Source organism: Sphingomonas sp. (genome assembly GCF_035714405.1).
In the GTDB taxonomy this organism is placed as follows: Bacteria; Pseudomonadota; Alphaproteobacteria; order Sphingomonadales; family Sphingomonadaceae; genus Sphingomonas.
This window is the reverse complement of record NZ_DASTMA010000014.1, coordinates 60513-77683: the sequence shown is the minus strand read 5'-3', so window position 1 is coordinate 77683 and position 17171 is coordinate 60513. Positions and strand designations below refer to the sequence as shown.

The following is a 17171-nucleotide window of genomic DNA, read 5'->3' as shown; positions in this document are numbered from 1 at the left end:
CGCCTTCACAGGATACGTTTCATGACCGAACTGAGCAGCAACGGCGTCGTCAGCTATGCGGTCGAGGATCGCATCGCCTGGGTCAACTTCAACCGGCCCGACAAGCGCAACTGCATGTCGCCGACGCTCAATCGCGACATGATGGAGGTTCTCGACAGCCTCGAATATCGTGACGATGTCGGTGTGCTGGTGCTGTCGGGCGAGGGCACCGCCTGGTCGGCAGGCATGGACCTGAAGGAGTATTTCCGCGAGACGGAGGCCAAGGGTCTCGGTGCGACGCGGGCGGCGCAGCGCGAAAGCTATGGCTGGTGGCGGCGGCTGCGCTGGTATCAGAAACCCACCATCGCGATGGTCAACGGCTGGTGCTTCGGCGGTGGCTATGGGCCGTTGTTCGCCTGCGATCTCGCCTTTGCAGCCGACGAGGCGCAGTTCGGGCTGTCCGAGATCAATTGGGGTATCCTGCCCGGCGGCGGCGCGACCAAGGTGGCCGTGGAGTTGCTGCCGTTCCGCAAGGCCATGTACCATGCGATGATGGGCGAGAATATCGACGGTCCGACCGCCGCCGCCTGGGGCCTGGTCAACGAGTCCTTGCCGCTGGCCGAATTGAAAGGCCGCGTGATGGAGGTCGCCAAGGTGCTGCTCGCCAAAAATCCGGTGGCGTTGAAGGCGACCAAGGACGCCGTACGCCGCGTCGGCGTTCTCAGCTATGACGATGCGGAGGACTATCTGATCCGCGCGCAGGAAGCCGCCAACAGCTTCGACAATGAGGGCCGCAAGGAGGGCATCCGGCAGTTCATCGACGCGAAGAGCTTCAAGCCCGGGCTCGGCGCCTACGATCTGGCAGCCCCGCGGGCTTAGCGCAGCGGTGGCGACGCCGGTCGACGCGATCGCGCTACAGGCTTGGCTCGGCGCCGATCGGCTGGCCGCCGCGGACCTGACCAGCGGCCAGCAATGGAGCTATGCCGCGCTCGACCGCGATGTCGCGGCCTGCGCGGGGGTGTTGCGCGCCCGCGGCATCGGTGCGGGTGACCGGGTCGCGGCGTTGGCGCGAAATCGGGTGACGTTGATCGTCCTCCATCATGCCTGCGCCCGGATCGGCGCGATCTATGTGCCGCTCAACTGGCGGCTCGCCGAAGCGGAGCTGGACTGGCTGATCGGAGACGCCGATCCCGCGCTACTTATCCATGACGATGATGTGATGCGAGGCACCCGAAGCCTGGCAATCGAGACCCTCGAGGCCGCGATCACCGCGACCGATCCGATAGAAACCGAGCCAATCAACCCCGACGCGACTTCGCTGATCTTATATACGTCCGGCACCTCGGGGCGTCCAAAAGGCGCTATGCTCAGCGAGCGCGCGATCGGCGAGACGGCGATCAGCCTCGCCCTTTACGGCGGCGTGACACAGGCCAGCCGCTTCCTTTGCGATGGCCCCATGTTCCACGTCATCGGCATCGTCAGCACCGTGCGGACGCCTTTGATGTGGGGTGGCGCCGTCCTCGTCTCCGACGGGTTCCAGCCGGCGCGGACGCTGGCGCGTTTTACCGACCGCGCGCTCGGTATCAGCCACTATTTCGGGGTGCCGCAGATGGCGGCGATGCTGCGCGCGACGGCCGGTTTCGATCCGGCCATGCTGCACGGGCTGCGCGGCTTCTTCACCGGTGGCGCGCCGCATGCCTCCGCCGACGTGATGCGCTGGGTCGTTGACGGCGTGCGCGTTTCCAATGGGTTCGGGATGAGTGAGTGCGGGACGGTCTGCCACACCCCACTCGACCCCGCGCTCGTCGCCGAACATGCCGGATCGGTTGGGATGCCGACACCACGGACACAGGCCCGCGTGGTCGACGAGGACGAACGCCCGCTTCCGCCCGGCACACCCGGAGACCTGCAGATCCGCGGCGATAATCTGTTCTCCGGCTATTGGCGACGACCCGAAGCCACGGCCGCGGCCTTCACCGTGGATGGCTGGTTCCGGACCGGTGATGTCGCCCGCATCGACGCCAGGGGCTTCATGTGGATCGTCGACCGCCGCAAGGACATGTACATTTCCGGCGGGGAAAACGTCTATCCGGCCGAGATCGAGGCCGCCGTGGCCGGGCTGACCGGTCTGGCCGAAGCCGCCGTGGTCGGCGTACCCGATGACCGATGGGGGGAGGTCGGGCATCTCGCCATCGTCACCTTGCCCGGCGCGGCGATCACGCGCGACGCCGTGATGGCACACCTCGACGGCCGGCTGGCGCGCTACAAACTGCCGAGACATGTCAGCATGATCGACGCCCTGCCGCGGAACGGCGCCGGCAAGGTCGTCAAGACGCTGCTGCGAGACCTACTCGCCGGCGCCGGGTCGCGGCCAGACTAGCGCGCCAGCTGGCCATGATCGAGGTGCGGGAGCACATGCCGCGCGAACAGATCGGCTTCGGCAGCATGCGGATAGCCGGACAGGATGAACGCCTCGATGCCCATGTCGCGATAGCGGTTCAGCTTGGCCAGCACCTGATCGGGGTCACCGACGATCGCGGCCCCGCAACCTGACCGCGCCCGGCCGACGCCGGTCCACAGGTTCGCCTCCGCATAGCCGTCGTCACCCGCGGTGTCGCGCAGCGTCGCCTGCGCGGCGACGCCGGCCGATTTAGAATCGAGCGATTTGGCGCGGATCGCGGCACCTGCTTGCGCGTCGAGTTTGGACAGCAACCGGTCGGCATAGGTGCGCGCCTCCGCTTCGGTATCGCGGACGATGACGTGCGCGCGATAGCCGAACCGAAGCTTGCGGCCATGCTTCTCGGCCCGGGTGCGCATGTCGGCGATGATCTCGGCGACGACCTCCTCGCGGTCGGGCCACATCAGGAACACATCGCAGCCCTTCGCCGCCGCCTCGCGCGCATCGGGGGACAAGCCGCCGAAATACAGCAGCGGCGCGCGTCCGGAGACCGTGCCGACGCGCGGCGGGTCCACCCTCAGGTTCCAGAACTCGCCTTGGTGATCGAGCGGCTCGCCGTTGAGCAGGGTCTTTAGGATGCTCATCGCCTCGACCGTGCGGGCGTAGCGGGGCGCGCTGCCGAGCGTCTCGCCCGGCATGTCGGACGAGATGATGTTGATCGTTAGGCGGCCGCCGAGCAGCCGATCGATGGTGGCGATCTGGCGCGCGAGCTGCGGCGGCCAGCTCTCGCCGATCCGCACCGCCATCAGCAGCGCCATGCGCCGCAGCATCGGCGCGATCGCGGCGGCGAAGGCGGTGGTGTCGATGCCGAGCTGATAGCCCGACGGGAGCAGGATGTTGTCGAAACCGTTCGTCTCGGCCTGCAGGACGATATCGCGGCAATGCTCCCAGCTGGACGCCAGCATCGGATCGGGAACGCCAAGGAACTCGTAGTCGTCGTCGCACAGCGCCGAGAACCAGCTCACCTCGCACGGCGCGCGTCCGGTCACGGCAGCGCCTCGCCGCGTGCGGCGACCAGCACCGCGTACCAGCTCTGCCGCGTCCACCGCACCTTGAAGGCGTCGGCCAGCGCGGCGATGCGGCCGATATTCTGCGTACCGACGATCGGGATCGCGCGCACCGGATGCGCCATGATCCAGCTATATGCCACGGCCGCCCGGTCGACACCGTTGGCTTGCGCAACCGCATCGAGCGCATCGGCGACCGCCTGCTCGCGCGGGCTGGTCGGCCGGGCGATGCGGCCACCGCCGAGCGGCGACCAGGCGAGCACGGCGACATCGTCCCTCATCGCCTGATCGAACAAGCCGTTGGTCAGCGGCTCCAGGTGCAATGGCGAGAATTCGGGCTGCTGCGAGGTGAGCGGCACCGACAGGAACGCCGCCAGCGCGCGGCTCTGTTCGGGCGTGTAGTTGGAGACGCCGACCGCGCGCACCTTCCCGCTCGCCACCATCGCATCGAGCGTGGCGGCCAGCTCTTCGGGGTGGGTAAGGATATCGGGCCGATGGATCTGGTACAGATCGACATGATCGACCCCCATCCGCCGCAGCGACGCGTCGAGCGCCGCCATCAGGTAATCGCGGCTCGAGTCGTACGGCACCGGCGGGGTGATCCCCCCCTTGGTCGCCAGCACCATGCGGTCGCGTAGCCCCGGCGCCTGCGCGAACACCCGGCCGAGTAGCGCCTCGGAATCGCCGAACCCGACCTCGACCGACTGGAAGCCATAGATATCGGCGGTGTCGAACAGTGTCACGCCGGCGTCGAACGCCGCCTCGATCAGCCGCTGGCCCTCGTCCACGGTTGAGTGACCGAAGCGCCACATCCCCCAGGCGATCGGGCCGACCTGTAATCCGCTCTTGCCTAGGGGCCGCGGTTCGGGCGAAAGTGCGATTTCAGACATCGCTGTCATATTAGAGGCAATCGGATTGATCGAGCAAGTGCGATATGGGCTGGTCGGCACCGGGATGATGGGGATCGAGCACCTCAGCAACCTGGCGATCACACCCGGCGCAGTCGTCACCGCGCTTGCCGATCCAACCACGGCATCGCTGGCATGGGCCAGGGGCGCGCTCAAGGATCGCGCTGCCGGCGTCGCGGTGTTCGAGGACGCCGCCGCGCTTGCCGCGTGCGGCCTGGTCGACGCGGTGATCGTCGCCTCGCCCAACCATACGCATCGCGCGGTGTTGGAGCCGCTGTTCGACGCCGGCCTGCACATCCTGTGCGAAAAGCCGCTGGCGACGACGATCGAGGACGCCCGCTGGGTCGTCGCGCGCGCCGCGGCATCGCCGGGGGTGTTCTGGACGGCGATGGAGTATCGCTACATGCCGCCGGCGAAGGCGTTCATCGATGCGGTGCATGCCGGCGACGTCGGGGCTTTGCGGATGCTGTCGATCCGCGAGCACCGTTTCCCCTTCCTGCCCAAAGTCGGCGACTGGAACCGCTTCAGCCGCAACACCGGCGGCACGATGGTGGAGAAATGCTGCCATTTCTTTGACCTGATGCGGCTGATCGTCCGCAGCGAAGCGGTGCGCGTCTATTGCTCGGGCGCGATGGACGTGAACCATCGCGATGAGCGATACGGCGGCGAAACGCCCGACATCATCGACAACAGCTACACCGTGGTCGATTTCGCCAACGGCGTCCGCGCGATGCTCGACTTGTCGATGTTCGCGGAAGGCGCGGAGAATCAGGAGGAGATCGCGGCCGTGGGTGACGCCGCGCGGCTGGAGGTCTTCATCCCGTCGGGCGAACTCGTCACGAGCCCGCGCACCGGTTTCCGCCGGCCCAAGGCGGTTGAACGGCGCGTGATTCATACCGACCCAGTCGCGCTGCAGGCGGGCAGCCACCACGGCTCCACCTTTTACGAGCACCAGAAATTCAATGCCGCCGTCCGCGGCGAAGGCCCGGTAGAGGTCACCGCCGAAGATGGACTGCGCGCGGTCGCGATCGGCGCGGCGGCGGAGATCAGCGCGCGCGAGCACCGCGTGGTGGCAATGGCCGAACTCGGCTTCTGAAGGTTTAGGGGAGGGACATATGACCAAGCAGCTTCTTCTGGCGGGCGCCGCGGCGACCGCCCTGTTCGCCGCGCCGGCCTGGGCGCAGGACATGACGACCGCCGGCACGAACGCGCAGGCGAGCACCGGTCAGGACGCGCCGCCCGCCGGCGATCAGACCTCGATCGATCAGACCGCCCCCGGCGACATCATCGTCACCGCGCAGAAGCGGTCGGAGCGGTTGCAGGACGTGCCGGTCGCCGTGACGGTGCTGTCGGGCGATCAGATCGCCGCGTCCGGCGCCACCAACATCGAGGGTGCGCAGTACCAGGTGCCGAGCCTCAACTTTCGCAAGTCCGGGACCGCGATCAACCAGTCGCTGTTCCTCCGCGGCGTCGGCACCTCGACATTCTCGATCGCGGGCGAGCCGTCGATCTCCACCGTCGTCGACGGGGTCGTCTACAGCCGCGCCGGCGAGGCGTTCAGCGACCTGGTCGACATCGACCGGCTCGAGGTGCTGCGCGGGCCGCAGGGCACGCTGTTCGGCAAGAACACGTCGGCCGGGGTCATCAACATCGTCAGCAAGCGGCCGGGCAAGGATTTCGGCGGCTATGTCGAGGGCGGGTACTTCTTCGGCAACGGCAACGAGTATCGCGTCCGTGGCGCGCTCGACCTGCCGTTCGGCGAGGTCGCGGCGCTGCGCCTGACCGGCTTCTACGGCACCTACGAGGGCAATGTCCGCAACACGGTCTATGACACCCGCGTCAACGGCTTCGAGCGGTACGGGGTGCGCGGCGTGTTCGTCGCCGACCCGACGCCCAACCTGACGATCACGATCATCGGCGACTGGCGCAAGTCGGACGACGACTGCTGCGCCGAGCTGATCGGCACCACGCCGGCCAACTTCACCGCCGGGGTGCTGCCGCCGCAGCGCGGCAACGAGACGCGCCAGGCGCGGCAGAACCTCGTCACCTCGACGCTGGAGGAAAGCTGGGGCGGCTCGTTCCAGGCCGACTGGAGCCTGGGCACGCAGACCGTCACCTACATCGGCTCCTATCGCGAGTACGACAACACCGAGATCCGCGACGGCGACTGGCTGCCGCAGCCCTATGTCGGCGCGGTGCAGCTCCACGACTTCGGGCCGCAGACCAGCGACACGCTGACGCAGGAGCTGCGGCTGACGAGCCCGGCCGATCAGTTCTTCGCCTATGTCATCGGCGCCTTCTACTCGCGCGCCTATACGGAGCGGACCTTCACACGCAACGTGATCGGCTGCAACCTGACGCCTGCACCCGCGGCGTCGGTGGCGGTGCCCTGCACCACCCCGGGCGTGACGCCGTTCACCGGCACGGGCACGGCAAACTTCGGCTCGACGTTCAAGAACCTCGCCTTTTTCGGGCAGGGCACCCTGAACTTTACCGACCGTTTCCGCGGCATCGTCGGCCTGCGGTACACCACCGATCAGCTCGATGTGTTCCTCAACCGCGTGACCACCGGCACCGGCGTGGCGGGCTCGTTCGGGCCGTTCCGCGGCAAGACGACGAACGACAACCTGTCCGGCCGCGCCGGTCTGCAGTTCGACCTGGCACCTTCGTCCACGCTCTACGGCACCTATTCGCGCGGCTATAAGGGGCCGGCGTTCAATGTCTTCTTCGGCCTGGGCGCGACCGGCACCAACGTCATCGAGCCGGAGACCGCGGACAGCTTCGAGGCCGGCCTGAAGAACACTCTGTTCGCCGGCCGCCTCGTCCTCAACCTCGCCGCTTTCTATGCCAAGTATAGCAACTTCCAGGCGAACAATCCGGACACGCTTGTCGCGGGTGGGTCACGACGGTGGTCACGCGCTTCACCAATGCCGGTGAGATCTCAACGCGAGGTGTCGAGCTCGACCTGATCTTCCGGCCTACGGACGCACTCAATATTTCGGGCGGGTTCGCGTACACGGACGCGCATATCGACCAGTTCAAGGTGCCGACCAACGGCGTCGTGACCGGCGTTGTCCCGTCCGGCACCACCCTGCCCTTCGCGCCGAAGTGGAAGGCGTCACTCGACGCCAATTACCGGGTCCGCACCGGCGGCGCGCTCGATTTCGAGTTCGGCGCGCGGGGTTCGATCCAGTCGAGCCAGGTGACGCAGCTCGACGCCAGCGCCGCGGTGCGCGAGGCGACCCGCGTCAGGGGCTATGGCCTGATCGATCTATCCGCGTCGGTGCTCGACAGCGACGAGCGGTTCAAGCTGACCGCGCTGGTCCGCAACGTCCTCGACCAGAGCTTCGCAGGCCAGATCGCGACCGGCGGTCCCGGCGGCAGCTATCGTTATCTCATCCCGCGCGAGGCGGATCGCTATTACGGAGTGACGGGCCGGGTGAACTTCTAATGCCCGGTGCGGCCCCGCCCGGATCGGGAGTGACGCCCTTCGTCTCCCCTTCCCGTGCGTGGCTGTTGTTCGGTCTGTTGTGCGTCGCGGGCGTGTTCAACGCGATGGACCGGCCGATTATCGCCATCCTGAAGCCGGACATGTCCGCCGACTTCGGCTGGACCGATGCCGATTTCGGCCGGCTGGCGGCGGTGACGCAGTTCGCCGCGGCGCTGTCGTTCCTGCTCACCGGCTGGCTGGTCGACCGGCTGGGCGTCCGCCGCGCGATGATCGTCGGGGTGTCCGCCTGGAGCCTGGCGGCACTCCTTCACGGCTGGGCCCGCACGGGGTCGCAGGTGGTCGCCGCGCGGATCGGCTTGGGTGCCACCGAAGCGGTGCAGACGCCGTTGACGATCAAGACGGTGGCGACGCTGTTCGCACCCAACCGGCGCTCGCTGGCGATCGGCATCGGCACCGCGCTGGCGAGTGCCGGCACCATCTCCATGCCGTTCTTCATCCCACCGATGGCGGCCGCCTTCGGGTGGCGCGGGGCACTGGCGTTCGCGGGGCTGGCGGGCTTCATCGTGCTGGCATTGTGGCTGTTGGCGGCGCGCGGGGTCCGGTTCGACGCGGCGGACGAGGACGCGCGATCCGAGACACCGGCAGCGACCGAAATCTGGCCGATCCGCCGCATCCTGGCGCAGCGCGCGACCTGGGCGATCCTGGGCGCCAAGGCGCTGTCGGACGCGACCTGGTGGCTGCTGAATTTCTGGCTGCCCGACTTCTATCGGCGCGAGTTCGACCTGACGACCACCCAGCTGGCGATCCCGCTTGCCATCGCCTTTGCCGGCTCTGCGCTCGGCGCGCTGGCAGCAGGCTCGATCTCCACCCGGCTGCTGGAGCGCGGCGTTCCGGTCGACCGCGTCCGCAAGGGCATGCTGATCGTATCGGCGCTGGTCGTCCTCCCGGTACCCGTCGTGCTCGCGCTCGACAGCTTCTGGCCGGTGGCGGTCATGATGGGCGTGGTGCTCGCCGGGCACCAGGGGTTCTCGCTGACGCTGTTCTCGATCATCACCGATGTCTTCCCGCGCGCCGCGATCGGCCGGGTCACCGCATTGGGCGCGTTTTGCGGCAACATCGGCGGCATGGCGATCGTTTGGATCACGGGCGTGACGCTGACCGCGGGCATCGGCTACATGCCGTTGTTCAGCTTCGCGGCAGTGTCCTACCTCCTCGCCTTCGCCTGGCTGCGCCTGTTGCTGCCCCGGATCGTCCGCGCGGCGGAGTGAGGCGATGACCACCCGCCCGGTCGCGCCCCGGTCAGACGCGATGATGGCCGCCGACCTGTATGGCGACCTCCTCTATGCCGAGCCGGTCGTCACGCGCGGCTGGCGTGCCTACCTGCCAGGGCTGACGATCGTGGTGCTGGGCACGCTGGCGGCGGGGTTCCTGTCCGATCGCTACGGCGCGCCGCTGACGCTGATGGCCCTGCTGATCGGATTGTCGCTCAACTTCCTGTCCGCCGATGGACGCCTGACCGCCGGATTGGCCTTTGCGTCCCGATCGCTGCTGCGCTGGGGGATCGTGCTGGTCGGGGTCCGCGTCACCGGCGCGCAGGTGCTCGCGCTGGGGCCGGTGGCGTTGGTGAGCGTGATCGCGATCGTCGCGCTGACGATCGGTGCCGCCGTGCTCGTGTCGCGACGGCTGGGTTCGGGGGGAGCATTCGGGGTGCTGGCCGGGGGCGCGGTCGCGATCTGCGGCGCATCGGCGGCGATGGCGCTGGCCACGACGCTGGGCGAGAAGCGGGTCGGCCAGGCGCAGCTGACGCTGGTGCTGGTCGGCATTTCGGCGATGAGTGCAGCCGCGATGGTGCTGTACCCCCTGGTCGCGCACGCGCTGCGCTTCACCGATCTGCAGGCCGGGTTCCTGCTCGGTGCCTCGATCCACGACGTCGCGCAGGCGCTGGGCGCGGGTTACGCCTATTCGCCCGCGGCAGGACAGATCGCGGCGATCGTCAAGCTGACGCGGGTCGCCCTGCTCGCGCCGGTATTGGCGATCGTCGCGGCGATGCTGCCCCGCGCCGAGCGCGGCAAGGGTATCGGCGTCCCTTGGTTCGTGATCGGTTTTTTCGCGATGGCCGGGCTCAACTCGACCGGCGTCGTCCCGGTGGTCGTCGCGAGCACGGCGGAGCAGACGGCGGCGGCGCTGCTGGCGGCGGCGGTAACCGCGACCGCGATCCGCTCGCCGCTGGCGCAGCTGCTGGAAACGGGCGGGCGGCCGCTGCTCGTCATCGCCGCCGCCACCGTGACGGCGTTGCTGCTCGCAGGGTTCGCGGCGGGCGTCCTCCTCTAGGGCGCCGGCCCCGTCGAATCGCGCACGACCAATGTCCAGGGCAGCTCGCGGTGCCGCGCGCCGCCGGGATCGAGCAGGATATCGGCGGCCTGGTAGCCGAGCGCGCGGGTCGGCTGCCGGACGGTGGTGAGCTGCGGCCAGACCACGCCTGCCACCGCGTCGTCGCCGAACCCGGCGACCGACAATGCGCCCGGCACGGCTACCCCCAACCGGTGCGCGGCCGACAGGATGCCGGCCGCCATCTCGTCGTTGGCGGCGACGATCGCGGTCGGGGGCTCCGGCAGCGCGAGCAGCTCGGCACCGGCCGCCAGCCCCGCGGCAAAGGTGAAGTCGCCGTCGCGCAGCAACCGCGGATCATCACCGGCGACCGCGACGAAGCCTGCGCGACGCCTAGCGCTGGCGGCGAAGCTCGGGTCGCCGCCGACATGGCCGATGCGCCTGTGACCGAGCTCGCGAAGGTGGCGCACCACCGCGCCCGCCGCCGCCGCGTTGTCGATGAAGACCGACGGCGACACGTCGGGGCCGATGCCGGGCGCGACGCGGACGAACGCGATGCCGCGCTCTACCAGCCGGTCGAGCAACACCGGATCGTCGGTGATCGGCGGCGTCAGGACCAGCGCGTCCACCCGGGTGGTATCTATCAGCTGCGCGATCTCCTCGATCGCATCGGCGCCGTGCCGATCATAGGGCTGGGCGATCATGCGTACGCCCGCTTCGGAGCAGCGGTCGCGCACCCCCAGCTGCATCTGATGGACATAGAAGGCGGACGGATTGTCGCACATCAGCCCGATCTGGTGCGAGCGCCCGCCGGCGAGGGACCGTGCCGCCGTGCTGGGACGAAAGCGCAGCGCCGCCACCGCCGCCTCGACCTTCGCGCGGGTGTCCGCGCCGACATAGCGTTCGTTGTTAAGGACGCGGCTGACCGTCTTGATCGACACGCCGGCCGCGCGCGAGACGTCGCTGATGGTGGTCCGCGCCATGTCGGCAGGATGTAGCCGTACCGGAACGCGCGGGCCAGACGGGCGCTGGCGAGGTTCGCGTCACGTGCAGCGGTCGCCTTCTGGCCGGCGTGACGCGCAAAGCCGGATGCGGCATGGAAGCCCGATGTCCGCGACCGCCACCCTGCAATCACGCACGGCCGCCCTCCACGGCCGGGTGGATGCTGCGTTCGGCGGATACCGATTGGATGACGCGGGCTCCTACCGTCGGTTCCTCCTCGCGCATGCTCAGGCGCTGGCGGCCGCGGAGTCGCTTCGTTCGCGCGACGGAACCGGCCCGGATGGACGATCACGCATGGCGCTGCTCACCCGCGATCTGAGCGACTTGGGCAGCGCGGTCCCGCCTCCCGTGGCGACCGAGCCCACCCCCCACCCTGCTTATGCCTGGGGCGTCCACTATGTGCTTGAAGGGTCGCGGCTGGGCGGCGCGTTGCTGGCGAGGCGGGTGGGCCCCGATTTGCCGACGCGATATCTGGGGGCGGGCCATGAAGCGGGCGAGTGGCGCGAAACGCGCGTGCGCATCGACGCGGAAGCCGCGGGCGGCGGTGCGCAATGGCTTGAAGACGCCGTCGTCGGTGCCGAGGCTTGCTTTGATCTCTATCTCCGCGCCGCGGCCACCTATCCGCCCTAGCGGGGCGGATCCTCGATCGGCGCGGCCAGGGCGACCCGCAGCCCCGGATCGTTGTCGCCGTATTCGATGCTGCCGGCCAGGCTCGCGACCATCGCCACCAGCATTCGGCTGCCGAAGCCCTGGCCGTCGCCGGACTTCCCCCGCCCCCGGTCGGCGACGACGAAGCGGAACCGGTCGCGATGCTGCTCCAGCGAGATGTCCAGCGGGCCCGCATCGCCGCCATAGGCGTATTTCGTGGCGTTGATGACCAGCTCGGTGCTGATCAGCCCGATCCGGACCGCGCGGTCGGTGGGAACCAGCACCGGCGCCAGATCGAGGTGCATCTGCCGAGCCCAATGGGGACCGAGCGTCGTCCGGAGATCGCCGATCAGCTCTTCCAGATAGCGCGACAGGTCGATCGTCGCGATCTGGTCGCCCTGATAGAGTCGCTTCTGCACCAGCGCCACCGCGGCGATCCGCGACTGGGCTTCCGCCAGCTGATCGGAGACCGGGCCCGGCCCGGCCTCCCGTGCCTGGATCGAAAGAAAGGCGCCCACCAGCTGCAGGCTGTTCTGCACGCGGTGATCGACCTCCTTCATCAGGATGTCCTTTTGCACGAGCAACGCGTCGCGGTCGGCGAGCGTGGTCTGCAACGCTTTGTTGAGGGCGACGAGCTGGCGGCTGAGATGCGCCTCATGGAAGACCCGGCGGATGCGCCGCGCGGCATCCATTTCCTCCAGGGTCCAGCGTCGCGCCCGGCCGCGTACCGTCTGCGTCCAGGACTCGAACGACGTCCGCGGCGTCAATACAGCGTTTGGATCGAGCCCCACCGCCTTGTGCGGGTTACCGGCCCACTCGACTTCCTCCACCTGCTCCGCCCGGAACCACAGCAAGGTTGCGTTGTCATCGGCCAGTGGGATCGACAGCAGCCCGCTGGCCATCGCGGCGTGACCCGCCGCGGCGGGGTAGACGGTCGGTAGATGGGAGGTGGCGAAGGGCTCGCCGCGCTTGCTGGCGCGTGACCACGCCGCCACCGCCGCCACGAACGCCTCGGGCGGGCAGACGCCATATAGGCTGACCTGATTGTTCTCGACCATGGCGAACCCGTCGGCGCCGAACATCGTTTGCAGGTCGCGGCTCACGGCGCGCACCGCCTCATGGAGCGGCTGACCACGCGCGGTGCGCGGGATCACCGCATCCTCCGCCGCGCGGAGGCGCAGCCGCTCGCGATAGGTTTCGGCCTCCTCCTTTGCGCGAATCTGCCTGGCGAGGCCACCCGCCAGCGCGCTCGCCGCCGCGCGAATGTCCCGCGGGATCCGCTTGGGCGCGTGATGGTGGCAGGCGATCAGGCCCCACAGCGTCCCGTCTTTGACGATGGAGATCGACGCGGAGGCTTCCACGCCCATGTTGCGCAGGTACTGGAGATGGATCGGCGACACGCTGCGGAGCGCGGCGTCGCTCAGATCGAGCTGTTCGAACCCGGCGGGCCGCAACGGCGCCGGCGTGTAGCTGATCGCCGGGATCACGCGCGAACGGTTGCGGATGTACAGCGCGCGCGCCTGCTTGGGGATGTCCGTTGCGGGGAAGTGATGGTGCATGAACGTGCCGAGCGCCGGATCGCGGTCTTCGGCGACCACCCGGCCCGCCTCGTCGTCGACGAAGCGATAGACCATGACCCGATCATAACCGGTCAGCGCCCGAAACGCGGTAGCGGCGCGGGCGCACAGGGCCAGAAGGTCGCCCGCCCGCTCGAAATTGCTTGCGATCCCATCCAGCCAGGCCAGCAACGCGCCACCGGTCCATGGTGCCTCCGACACCGGCTCCAGCTCGGCGATGAGCATGCCTTCGGCCCGGTGCAACGCGACGTCGTAGGATCCGGATGCGCCCTTCACCGGCTCTCCGACGAGCGTGCCTCCCGGTCCCGGGGGCATGTTCCCGATCAGTGCCGGTACGTCCTGTCCCAACAGCGCGGACAGGTCGCGCCCCAGCCAGTCCGCGGCCAACTCCCGCTCGAGCGCGCCCGCACCGGCGACCACGCGCAGCGTGTCCGCGTCGGACACCAGCAGCAGCCCATGGGGCTGGATGGAGCCGGGTATGTGGATCGGCTCGCGGTCGCACGCATCGAGGTCGAAGCCGATATCCGGCCGGGGTGTGGAAACAGCCACGCTCACGCTACTCCTGATCGCCCCGCCCGGACCAAGCCCATCAACACGGCGGGACTTAAGCTTTGTCTTCCCACACGACCAGCGGCTTCGCTCACCGACCGATCCCATTGTGAACGGGGTTGCCGCCCGCTCAGCGGGTGTGAAAGCCTGCCGTACCGTGCTCCCCATCGTCCGTCCGATCGCGCCCGGCGAGTAGGTTCTCCAGTTCGTCAAGCGTGTGCGGCACGTCGACATGCTGCGCGCCGAGAAACAGCCTTGTGCCCGTTTCCTGGGGAACCGCGTGGGTAAGCTTGTCGATATCGACCAGCGCCTTGCCCGTGGGCGATAACTCGACCTGTACGAAACGCATCAACGTCTTCCCTTCCGGTTTCAGCCCTCGCCTACACCCAGAGGGCATGGATTATCCACCCGCCAGCAGGGTCGGCGCTGGACGCGTCGGCCCGCTCGCCGTACCGATCCCATTGAGAGCTAGGAGGTCGCATGGCGGTTCTGAAGTGGTTGGGTCTGTCGGCGGCACTCACGCTGGCCGCATGCGCCGGGACGGACGAGCGGCCCCGCACCGCATCGTCGCAGCCTGCCCAGCCCAAGAAGGGCGACGATGCCGCTCCCGGCCGGAACAAGGGCTATGCCCACGATCCCTTCCCCTCCACTTACCGCGCCTATCCCGGCGCGCCGACGCTGGTGCGCAACGTCACCGTCTATGACGGCGAAGGCGGGCGGATCGAGCGAGGCGCGGTGCTGTTCGCGGACGGCAAGGTGGTCGCGGTCGGCGCCGACCTCACCGCGCCGGCGGGAGCGACGGTGATCGACGGCGCCGGCAAATGGGTGACGCCAGGCGTGATCGACATCCACAGCCACCTCGGCAACGGCCCAAGCCCGTCGGTGCAGGCGCATTCCGACGTCAACGAGGCGACCGATCCGGTCACTGCGGATGTCTGGGCCGAGCATGGCGTCTGGCCGCAGGACCCGGGTTTCGGCCGCGCGCTGACCAATGGCGGTGTCACCACGCTGCAGATCCTGCCCGGCTCCGCCAATCTGTTCGGCGGTCGCTCGGTCGTGCTCAAGAACGTCTATGCCCGCACGGTGCAGGCGATGAAATTCCCCGGCGCGCCTTATGGCCTGAAGATGGCCTGCGGCGAGAACCCCAAGCGCGTCTATGGCGGCCGCAACCGCAAACCCTCGACCCGAATGGGCAACATCGCAGTCGACCGCGCCACCTGGGTGCAGGCCGCCAAGTACAAGCGCGACTGGGACGCGTTCGAGGCCGACGGCGGCAAGCGCCCCGACCGCAACATCGCGATGGACACTCTGCGCGGCGTGCTCGCCGGCGAGATCCTGATCCAGAACCACTGCTACCGCGCCGACGAGATGGCCGTCGTTCTCGATATGGCCAAGGAGTTCGGGTACAAGGTCACCGCCTTCCACCACGCGGTCGAGGCCTACAAGATCGGCGATCTGCTCAAGGCGAACGGCACCTGCGCGGCGGTGTGGGCCGACTGGTACGGTTTCAAGATGGAGTCCTATGACGGGATCGGCGAGAACCTGGCCCTGCTCCACAAGGCGGGCGCCTGCGCGATGATCCATTCCGACGACGAGAACGGCATCCAGCGGCTCAACCAGGAGGTGGCCAAGGCACTCGCCGCCGGCAGGCGGGCGGGCATCGACGTGCCGGACGCGCAGGCCTGGACCTGGCTCTCGCTCGCCCCTGCCAGGGCGCTGGGCATCGCCGACCGGACCGGCAGCCTCAAGCCCGGCAAGATGGCGGATGTCGTGCTGTGGAACGGCGATCCGTTCAGCGTCTATACCCGCCCTGAAAAGGTGTGGGTGGACGGCGCGCTGCTCTATGACGCGCTCGACCCGCGGCGACGCCCGGTGAGCGATTTCGAATTGGGCCAGCCGGGCCGGGAGAGTGTGAAGTGAAGGCGCTCCTCCTTTCATCGCTGCTGCTCGGCGCCACGCTGGTCGCCGCGCCCGCCGCGGCGCAGGTTGTCGCGGTCGTCGGCGGCACCGTGGCGCTGGGCGACGGGTCGCAGCCGATCCCCAACGGCACCGTCGTCTTCTCCGGCGAGCGCATCGTCGCCGCCGGCGCGAACGTCACCGTCCCGGCCGGGGCGCAGGTGATCGACGCGCGCGGCAAGTGGGTCGCGGCCGGCATCATCACCGGGCCGAACGAGCTGGGCCTGGTCGATGCCGACGGCGTGGACGAGAGCAACGACGTGGTCGCGCGCCAGTCGCCCTTCTCCGCGGCGATCGACGTCGCGCCCGCGATCAACCCCGCCTCGGTGCCGATCGCCAACGAACGGCTGGGCGGCGTCACCCGGGCGCTGGTGGCGCCGAACGCCGGTGGTTCGATCTTCGCGGGCCAGGGTGCGGTGATCGATCTGGGCGAGGACGCCCTGCCGATCATGCGCGCGCGGGCGTTCCAGTATGTCGAGCTCGGCGAGGATGGCGGGCGGATCGCCGGGGGCAGCCGCACCGCCTCGTTCGCGATGCTGCGCGATGCGCTGGCGCAGGCGGCGGACTATCGGCGCAACCCGGCGGCGTTCGACGGGCGTAGCCGTGACGCGCTGGTCAAGCGGGCCGACGTCCAGCCGCTGCTCGACGTGCTTGATGGCCGCACGCCGCTGATGGTGCATGTCGAACGCGCGAGCGACATCCGCGCGGTGCTGGCGCTGCCGCGCGACTATCCGCGGCTCAAGCTGGTGCTGGTCGGCGCCACCGAGGGCTGGATGGTGGCGCGCGAGATCGCCGCCGCGCGCGTGCCGGTGATCGCCACAGCACTCGCCGACCTGCCCGCCTCGTTCGAACAGGTCGCCGCCACCGAGTCGAACGTCGGCCGCCTGACCGCCGCGGGCGTGGTGACGGCGATCTCGACGATCGGCGCCAACGATGCACCGGGCGAGCACGTCATCAAGCAATATGCCGGTAATCTGGTCGCGATCACCCGAGTGCCCGGCGCCACCGGGCTGAACTGGGGTCAGGCGTTCGCCACCATCACCTCGCGTCCGGCAGAGGCGCTGGGCCTCGACGGCGAGATCGGCTCGCTGCGTCCCGGTCGGCGCGCCGATGTCGTGCTGTGGAGCGGCGATCCGCTGGAGCTGTCGTCGCTGCCGATCCAGGTGTGGATTGACGGTCGGCTGCAGCCGACCTCCTCACGCCAGACCAGGCTGCGCGACCGCTACAGCACACCGCAGGAGGATGGGCTGCCCAAGGCGTACCGTTATTAGGGCTGCTTCCAGGCCTGATTTGTTCGTTCGTGCTGAG

The 17171-nt window shown here is 68.8% G+C and carries 15 protein-coding genes; 10 read left to right on the top strand and 5 right to left on the bottom strand.

The features are described from left to right. Nucleotides 1-21 precede the first annotated feature (21 nt). Together VFQ64_RS05290 and VFQ64_RS05285 are read left to right on the top strand one after the other, a co-directional pair. Nucleotides 22-858 carry a p-hydroxycinnamoyl CoA hydratase/lyase gene (locus VFQ64_RS05290; protein WP_325102252.1) on the top strand — a complete coding sequence of 279 codons (837 nt, stop codon included), beginning with the start codon at nt 22-24 and terminating at the stop codon, nt 856-858. A 7-nt stretch (nt 859-865) separates the two neighbouring features. Then, the gene (locus VFQ64_RS05285) at nt 866-2359 is read left to right on the top strand and encodes an AMP-binding protein (protein ID WP_325102251.1); all 1494 of its coding nucleotides are present in this window, start codon (nt 866-868) and stop codon (nt 2357-2359) included. Here the strand turns inward: VFQ64_RS05285 and VFQ64_RS05280 are convergent. Together VFQ64_RS05280 and VFQ64_RS05275 are read right to left on the bottom strand one after the other, a co-directional pair. Continuing rightward, complete coding sequence (locus tag VFQ64_RS05280; protein ID WP_325102250.1) at nt 2356-3426, bottom strand: LLM class flavin-dependent oxidoreductase; 1071 nt, start codon at nt 3424-3426, stop codon at nt 2356-2358. The genes VFQ64_RS05285 and VFQ64_RS05280 overlap by 4 nt on opposite strands. Beyond that, nucleotides 3423-4334, bottom strand: coding sequence for an aldo/keto reductase (locus VFQ64_RS05275; RefSeq protein ID WP_325102249.1), 912 nt, complete (start codon nt 4332-4334; stop codon nt 3423-3425). The genes VFQ64_RS05280 and VFQ64_RS05275 overlap by 4 nt, the downstream gene beginning before the upstream one ends. A 37-nt stretch (nt 4335-4371) precedes the next feature. Between VFQ64_RS05275 and VFQ64_RS05270 the strand changes: the two genes are divergently transcribed. The 5 genes from VFQ64_RS05270 to VFQ64_RS05250 are packed head-to-tail and all read left to right on the top strand — an operon-like array spanning nt 4372 to nt 10134. Next, nucleotides 4372-5448, top strand: a complete 1077-nt coding sequence (locus tag VFQ64_RS05270) for a Gfo/Idh/MocA family oxidoreductase (protein ID WP_325102309.1) — start codon at nt 4372-4374, stop codon at nt 5446-5448. A gap of 19 nt (nt 5449-5467) precedes the next feature. Further along, nucleotides 5468-7321 (top strand): TonB-dependent receptor, encoded by a 1854-nt coding sequence (locus VFQ64_RS05265; RefSeq protein ID WP_325102248.1) that lies wholly within the window; start codon nt 5468-5470, stop codon nt 7319-7321. Continuing rightward, nucleotides 7261-7803, top strand: coding sequence for a TonB-dependent receptor domain-containing protein (locus VFQ64_RS05260; RefSeq protein ID WP_325102247.1), 543 nt, complete (start codon nt 7261-7263; stop codon nt 7801-7803). Before VFQ64_RS05265 ends, VFQ64_RS05260 begins: the two co-directional genes overlap by 61 nt. 29 nt (nt 7804-7832) lie before the next feature. Then, entirely contained in the window at nt 7833-9071 is a 1239-nt protein-coding gene (locus tag VFQ64_RS05255; RefSeq protein ID WP_325102246.1) for an MFS transporter, read from the top strand. A 43-nt stretch (nt 9072-9114) separates the two neighbouring features. Then, nucleotides 9115-10134 carry a YeiH family protein gene (locus VFQ64_RS05250; RefSeq protein WP_325102308.1) on the top strand — a complete coding sequence of 340 codons (1020 nt, stop codon included), beginning with the start codon at nt 9115-9117 and terminating at the stop codon, nt 10132-10134. Here VFQ64_RS05250 and VFQ64_RS05245 read toward each other — a convergent pair. Beyond that, nucleotides 10131-11114 (bottom strand): LacI family DNA-binding transcriptional regulator, encoded by a 984-nt coding sequence (locus tag VFQ64_RS05245; RefSeq protein ID WP_325102245.1) that lies wholly within the window; start codon nt 11112-11114, stop codon nt 10131-10133. The two genes, VFQ64_RS05250 and VFQ64_RS05245, sit on opposite strands and share 4 nt — an antisense overlap. A 124-nt stretch (nt 11115-11238) precedes the next feature. Between VFQ64_RS05245 and VFQ64_RS05240 the strand changes: the two genes are divergently transcribed. Beyond that, a complete protein-coding gene (locus VFQ64_RS05240; RefSeq protein WP_325102244.1) occupies nt 11239-11763 on the top strand; it encodes a biliverdin-producing heme oxygenase in 525 nt (174 codons plus the stop codon). Here VFQ64_RS05240 and VFQ64_RS05235 read toward each other — a convergent pair. Together VFQ64_RS05235 and VFQ64_RS05230 are read right to left on the bottom strand one after the other, a co-directional pair. Beyond that, on the bottom strand, nt 11760-13907 hold the full coding sequence (locus VFQ64_RS05235) for a histidine kinase dimerization/phosphoacceptor domain -containing protein (protein ID WP_325102243.1): 2148 nt from the start codon (nt 13905-13907) through the stop codon (nt 11760-11762). The two genes, VFQ64_RS05240 and VFQ64_RS05235, sit on opposite strands and share 4 nt — an antisense overlap. Nucleotides 13908-14037: 130 nt before the next feature. Beyond that, the gene (locus VFQ64_RS05230; RefSeq protein ID WP_325102242.1) at nt 14038-14256 is read right to left on the bottom strand and encodes a hypothetical protein; all 219 of its coding nucleotides are present in this window, start codon (nt 14254-14256) and stop codon (nt 14038-14040) included. Nucleotides 14257-14387: 131 nt separating this feature from the next. Here VFQ64_RS05230 and VFQ64_RS05225 point away from each other — a divergent pair, with 131 nt between their 5' ends. Both VFQ64_RS05225 and VFQ64_RS05220 read left to right on the top strand, forming a co-directional pair. Beyond that, nucleotides 14388-15827 carry an amidohydrolase gene (locus VFQ64_RS05225; RefSeq protein WP_325102241.1) on the top strand — a complete coding sequence of 480 codons (1440 nt, stop codon included), beginning with the start codon at nt 14388-14390 and terminating at the stop codon, nt 15825-15827. Beyond that, on the top strand, nt 15824-17134 hold the full coding sequence (locus VFQ64_RS05220; protein WP_325102240.1) for an amidohydrolase family protein: 1311 nt from the start codon (nt 15824-15826) through the stop codon (nt 17132-17134). Before VFQ64_RS05225 ends, VFQ64_RS05220 begins: the two co-directional genes overlap by 4 nt. Nucleotides 17135-17171: the final 37 nt, after the last annotated feature.

Bases quoted from the DNA above. Each gene is read 5' to 3' on its own strand.
- VFQ64_RS05290 (WP_325102252.1), top strand. From the start codon at position 22: ATGACCGAACTGAGCAGCAACGGCGTCGTCAGCTATGCGGTCGAGGAT.
- VFQ64_RS05275 (WP_325102249.1), bottom strand. From the start codon at position 4,334: ATGTCTGAAATCGCACTTTCGCCCGAACCGCGGCCCCTAGGCAAGAGC.
- VFQ64_RS05265 (WP_325102248.1), top strand. From the start codon at position 5,468: ATGACCAAGCAGCTTCTTCTGGCGGGCGCCGCGGCGACCGCCCTGTTC.
- VFQ64_RS05250 (WP_325102308.1), top strand. From the start codon at position 9,115: ATGGCCGCCGACCTGTATGGCGACCTCCTCTATGCCGAGCCGGTCGTC.
- VFQ64_RS05245 (WP_325102245.1), bottom strand. From the start codon at position 11,114: ATGGCGCGGACCACCATCAGCGACGTCTCGCGCGCGGCCGGCGTGTCG.
- VFQ64_RS05240 (WP_325102244.1), top strand. From the start codon at position 11,239: ATGTCCGCGACCGCCACCCTGCAATCACGCACGGCCGCCCTCCACGGC.
- VFQ64_RS05230 (WP_325102242.1), bottom strand. From the start codon at position 14,256: ATGCGTTTCGTACAGGTCGAGTTATCGCCCACGGGCAAGGCGCTGGTC.
- VFQ64_RS05225 (WP_325102241.1), top strand. From the start codon at position 14,388: ATGGCGGTTCTGAAGTGGTTGGGTCTGTCGGCGGCACTCACGCTGGCC.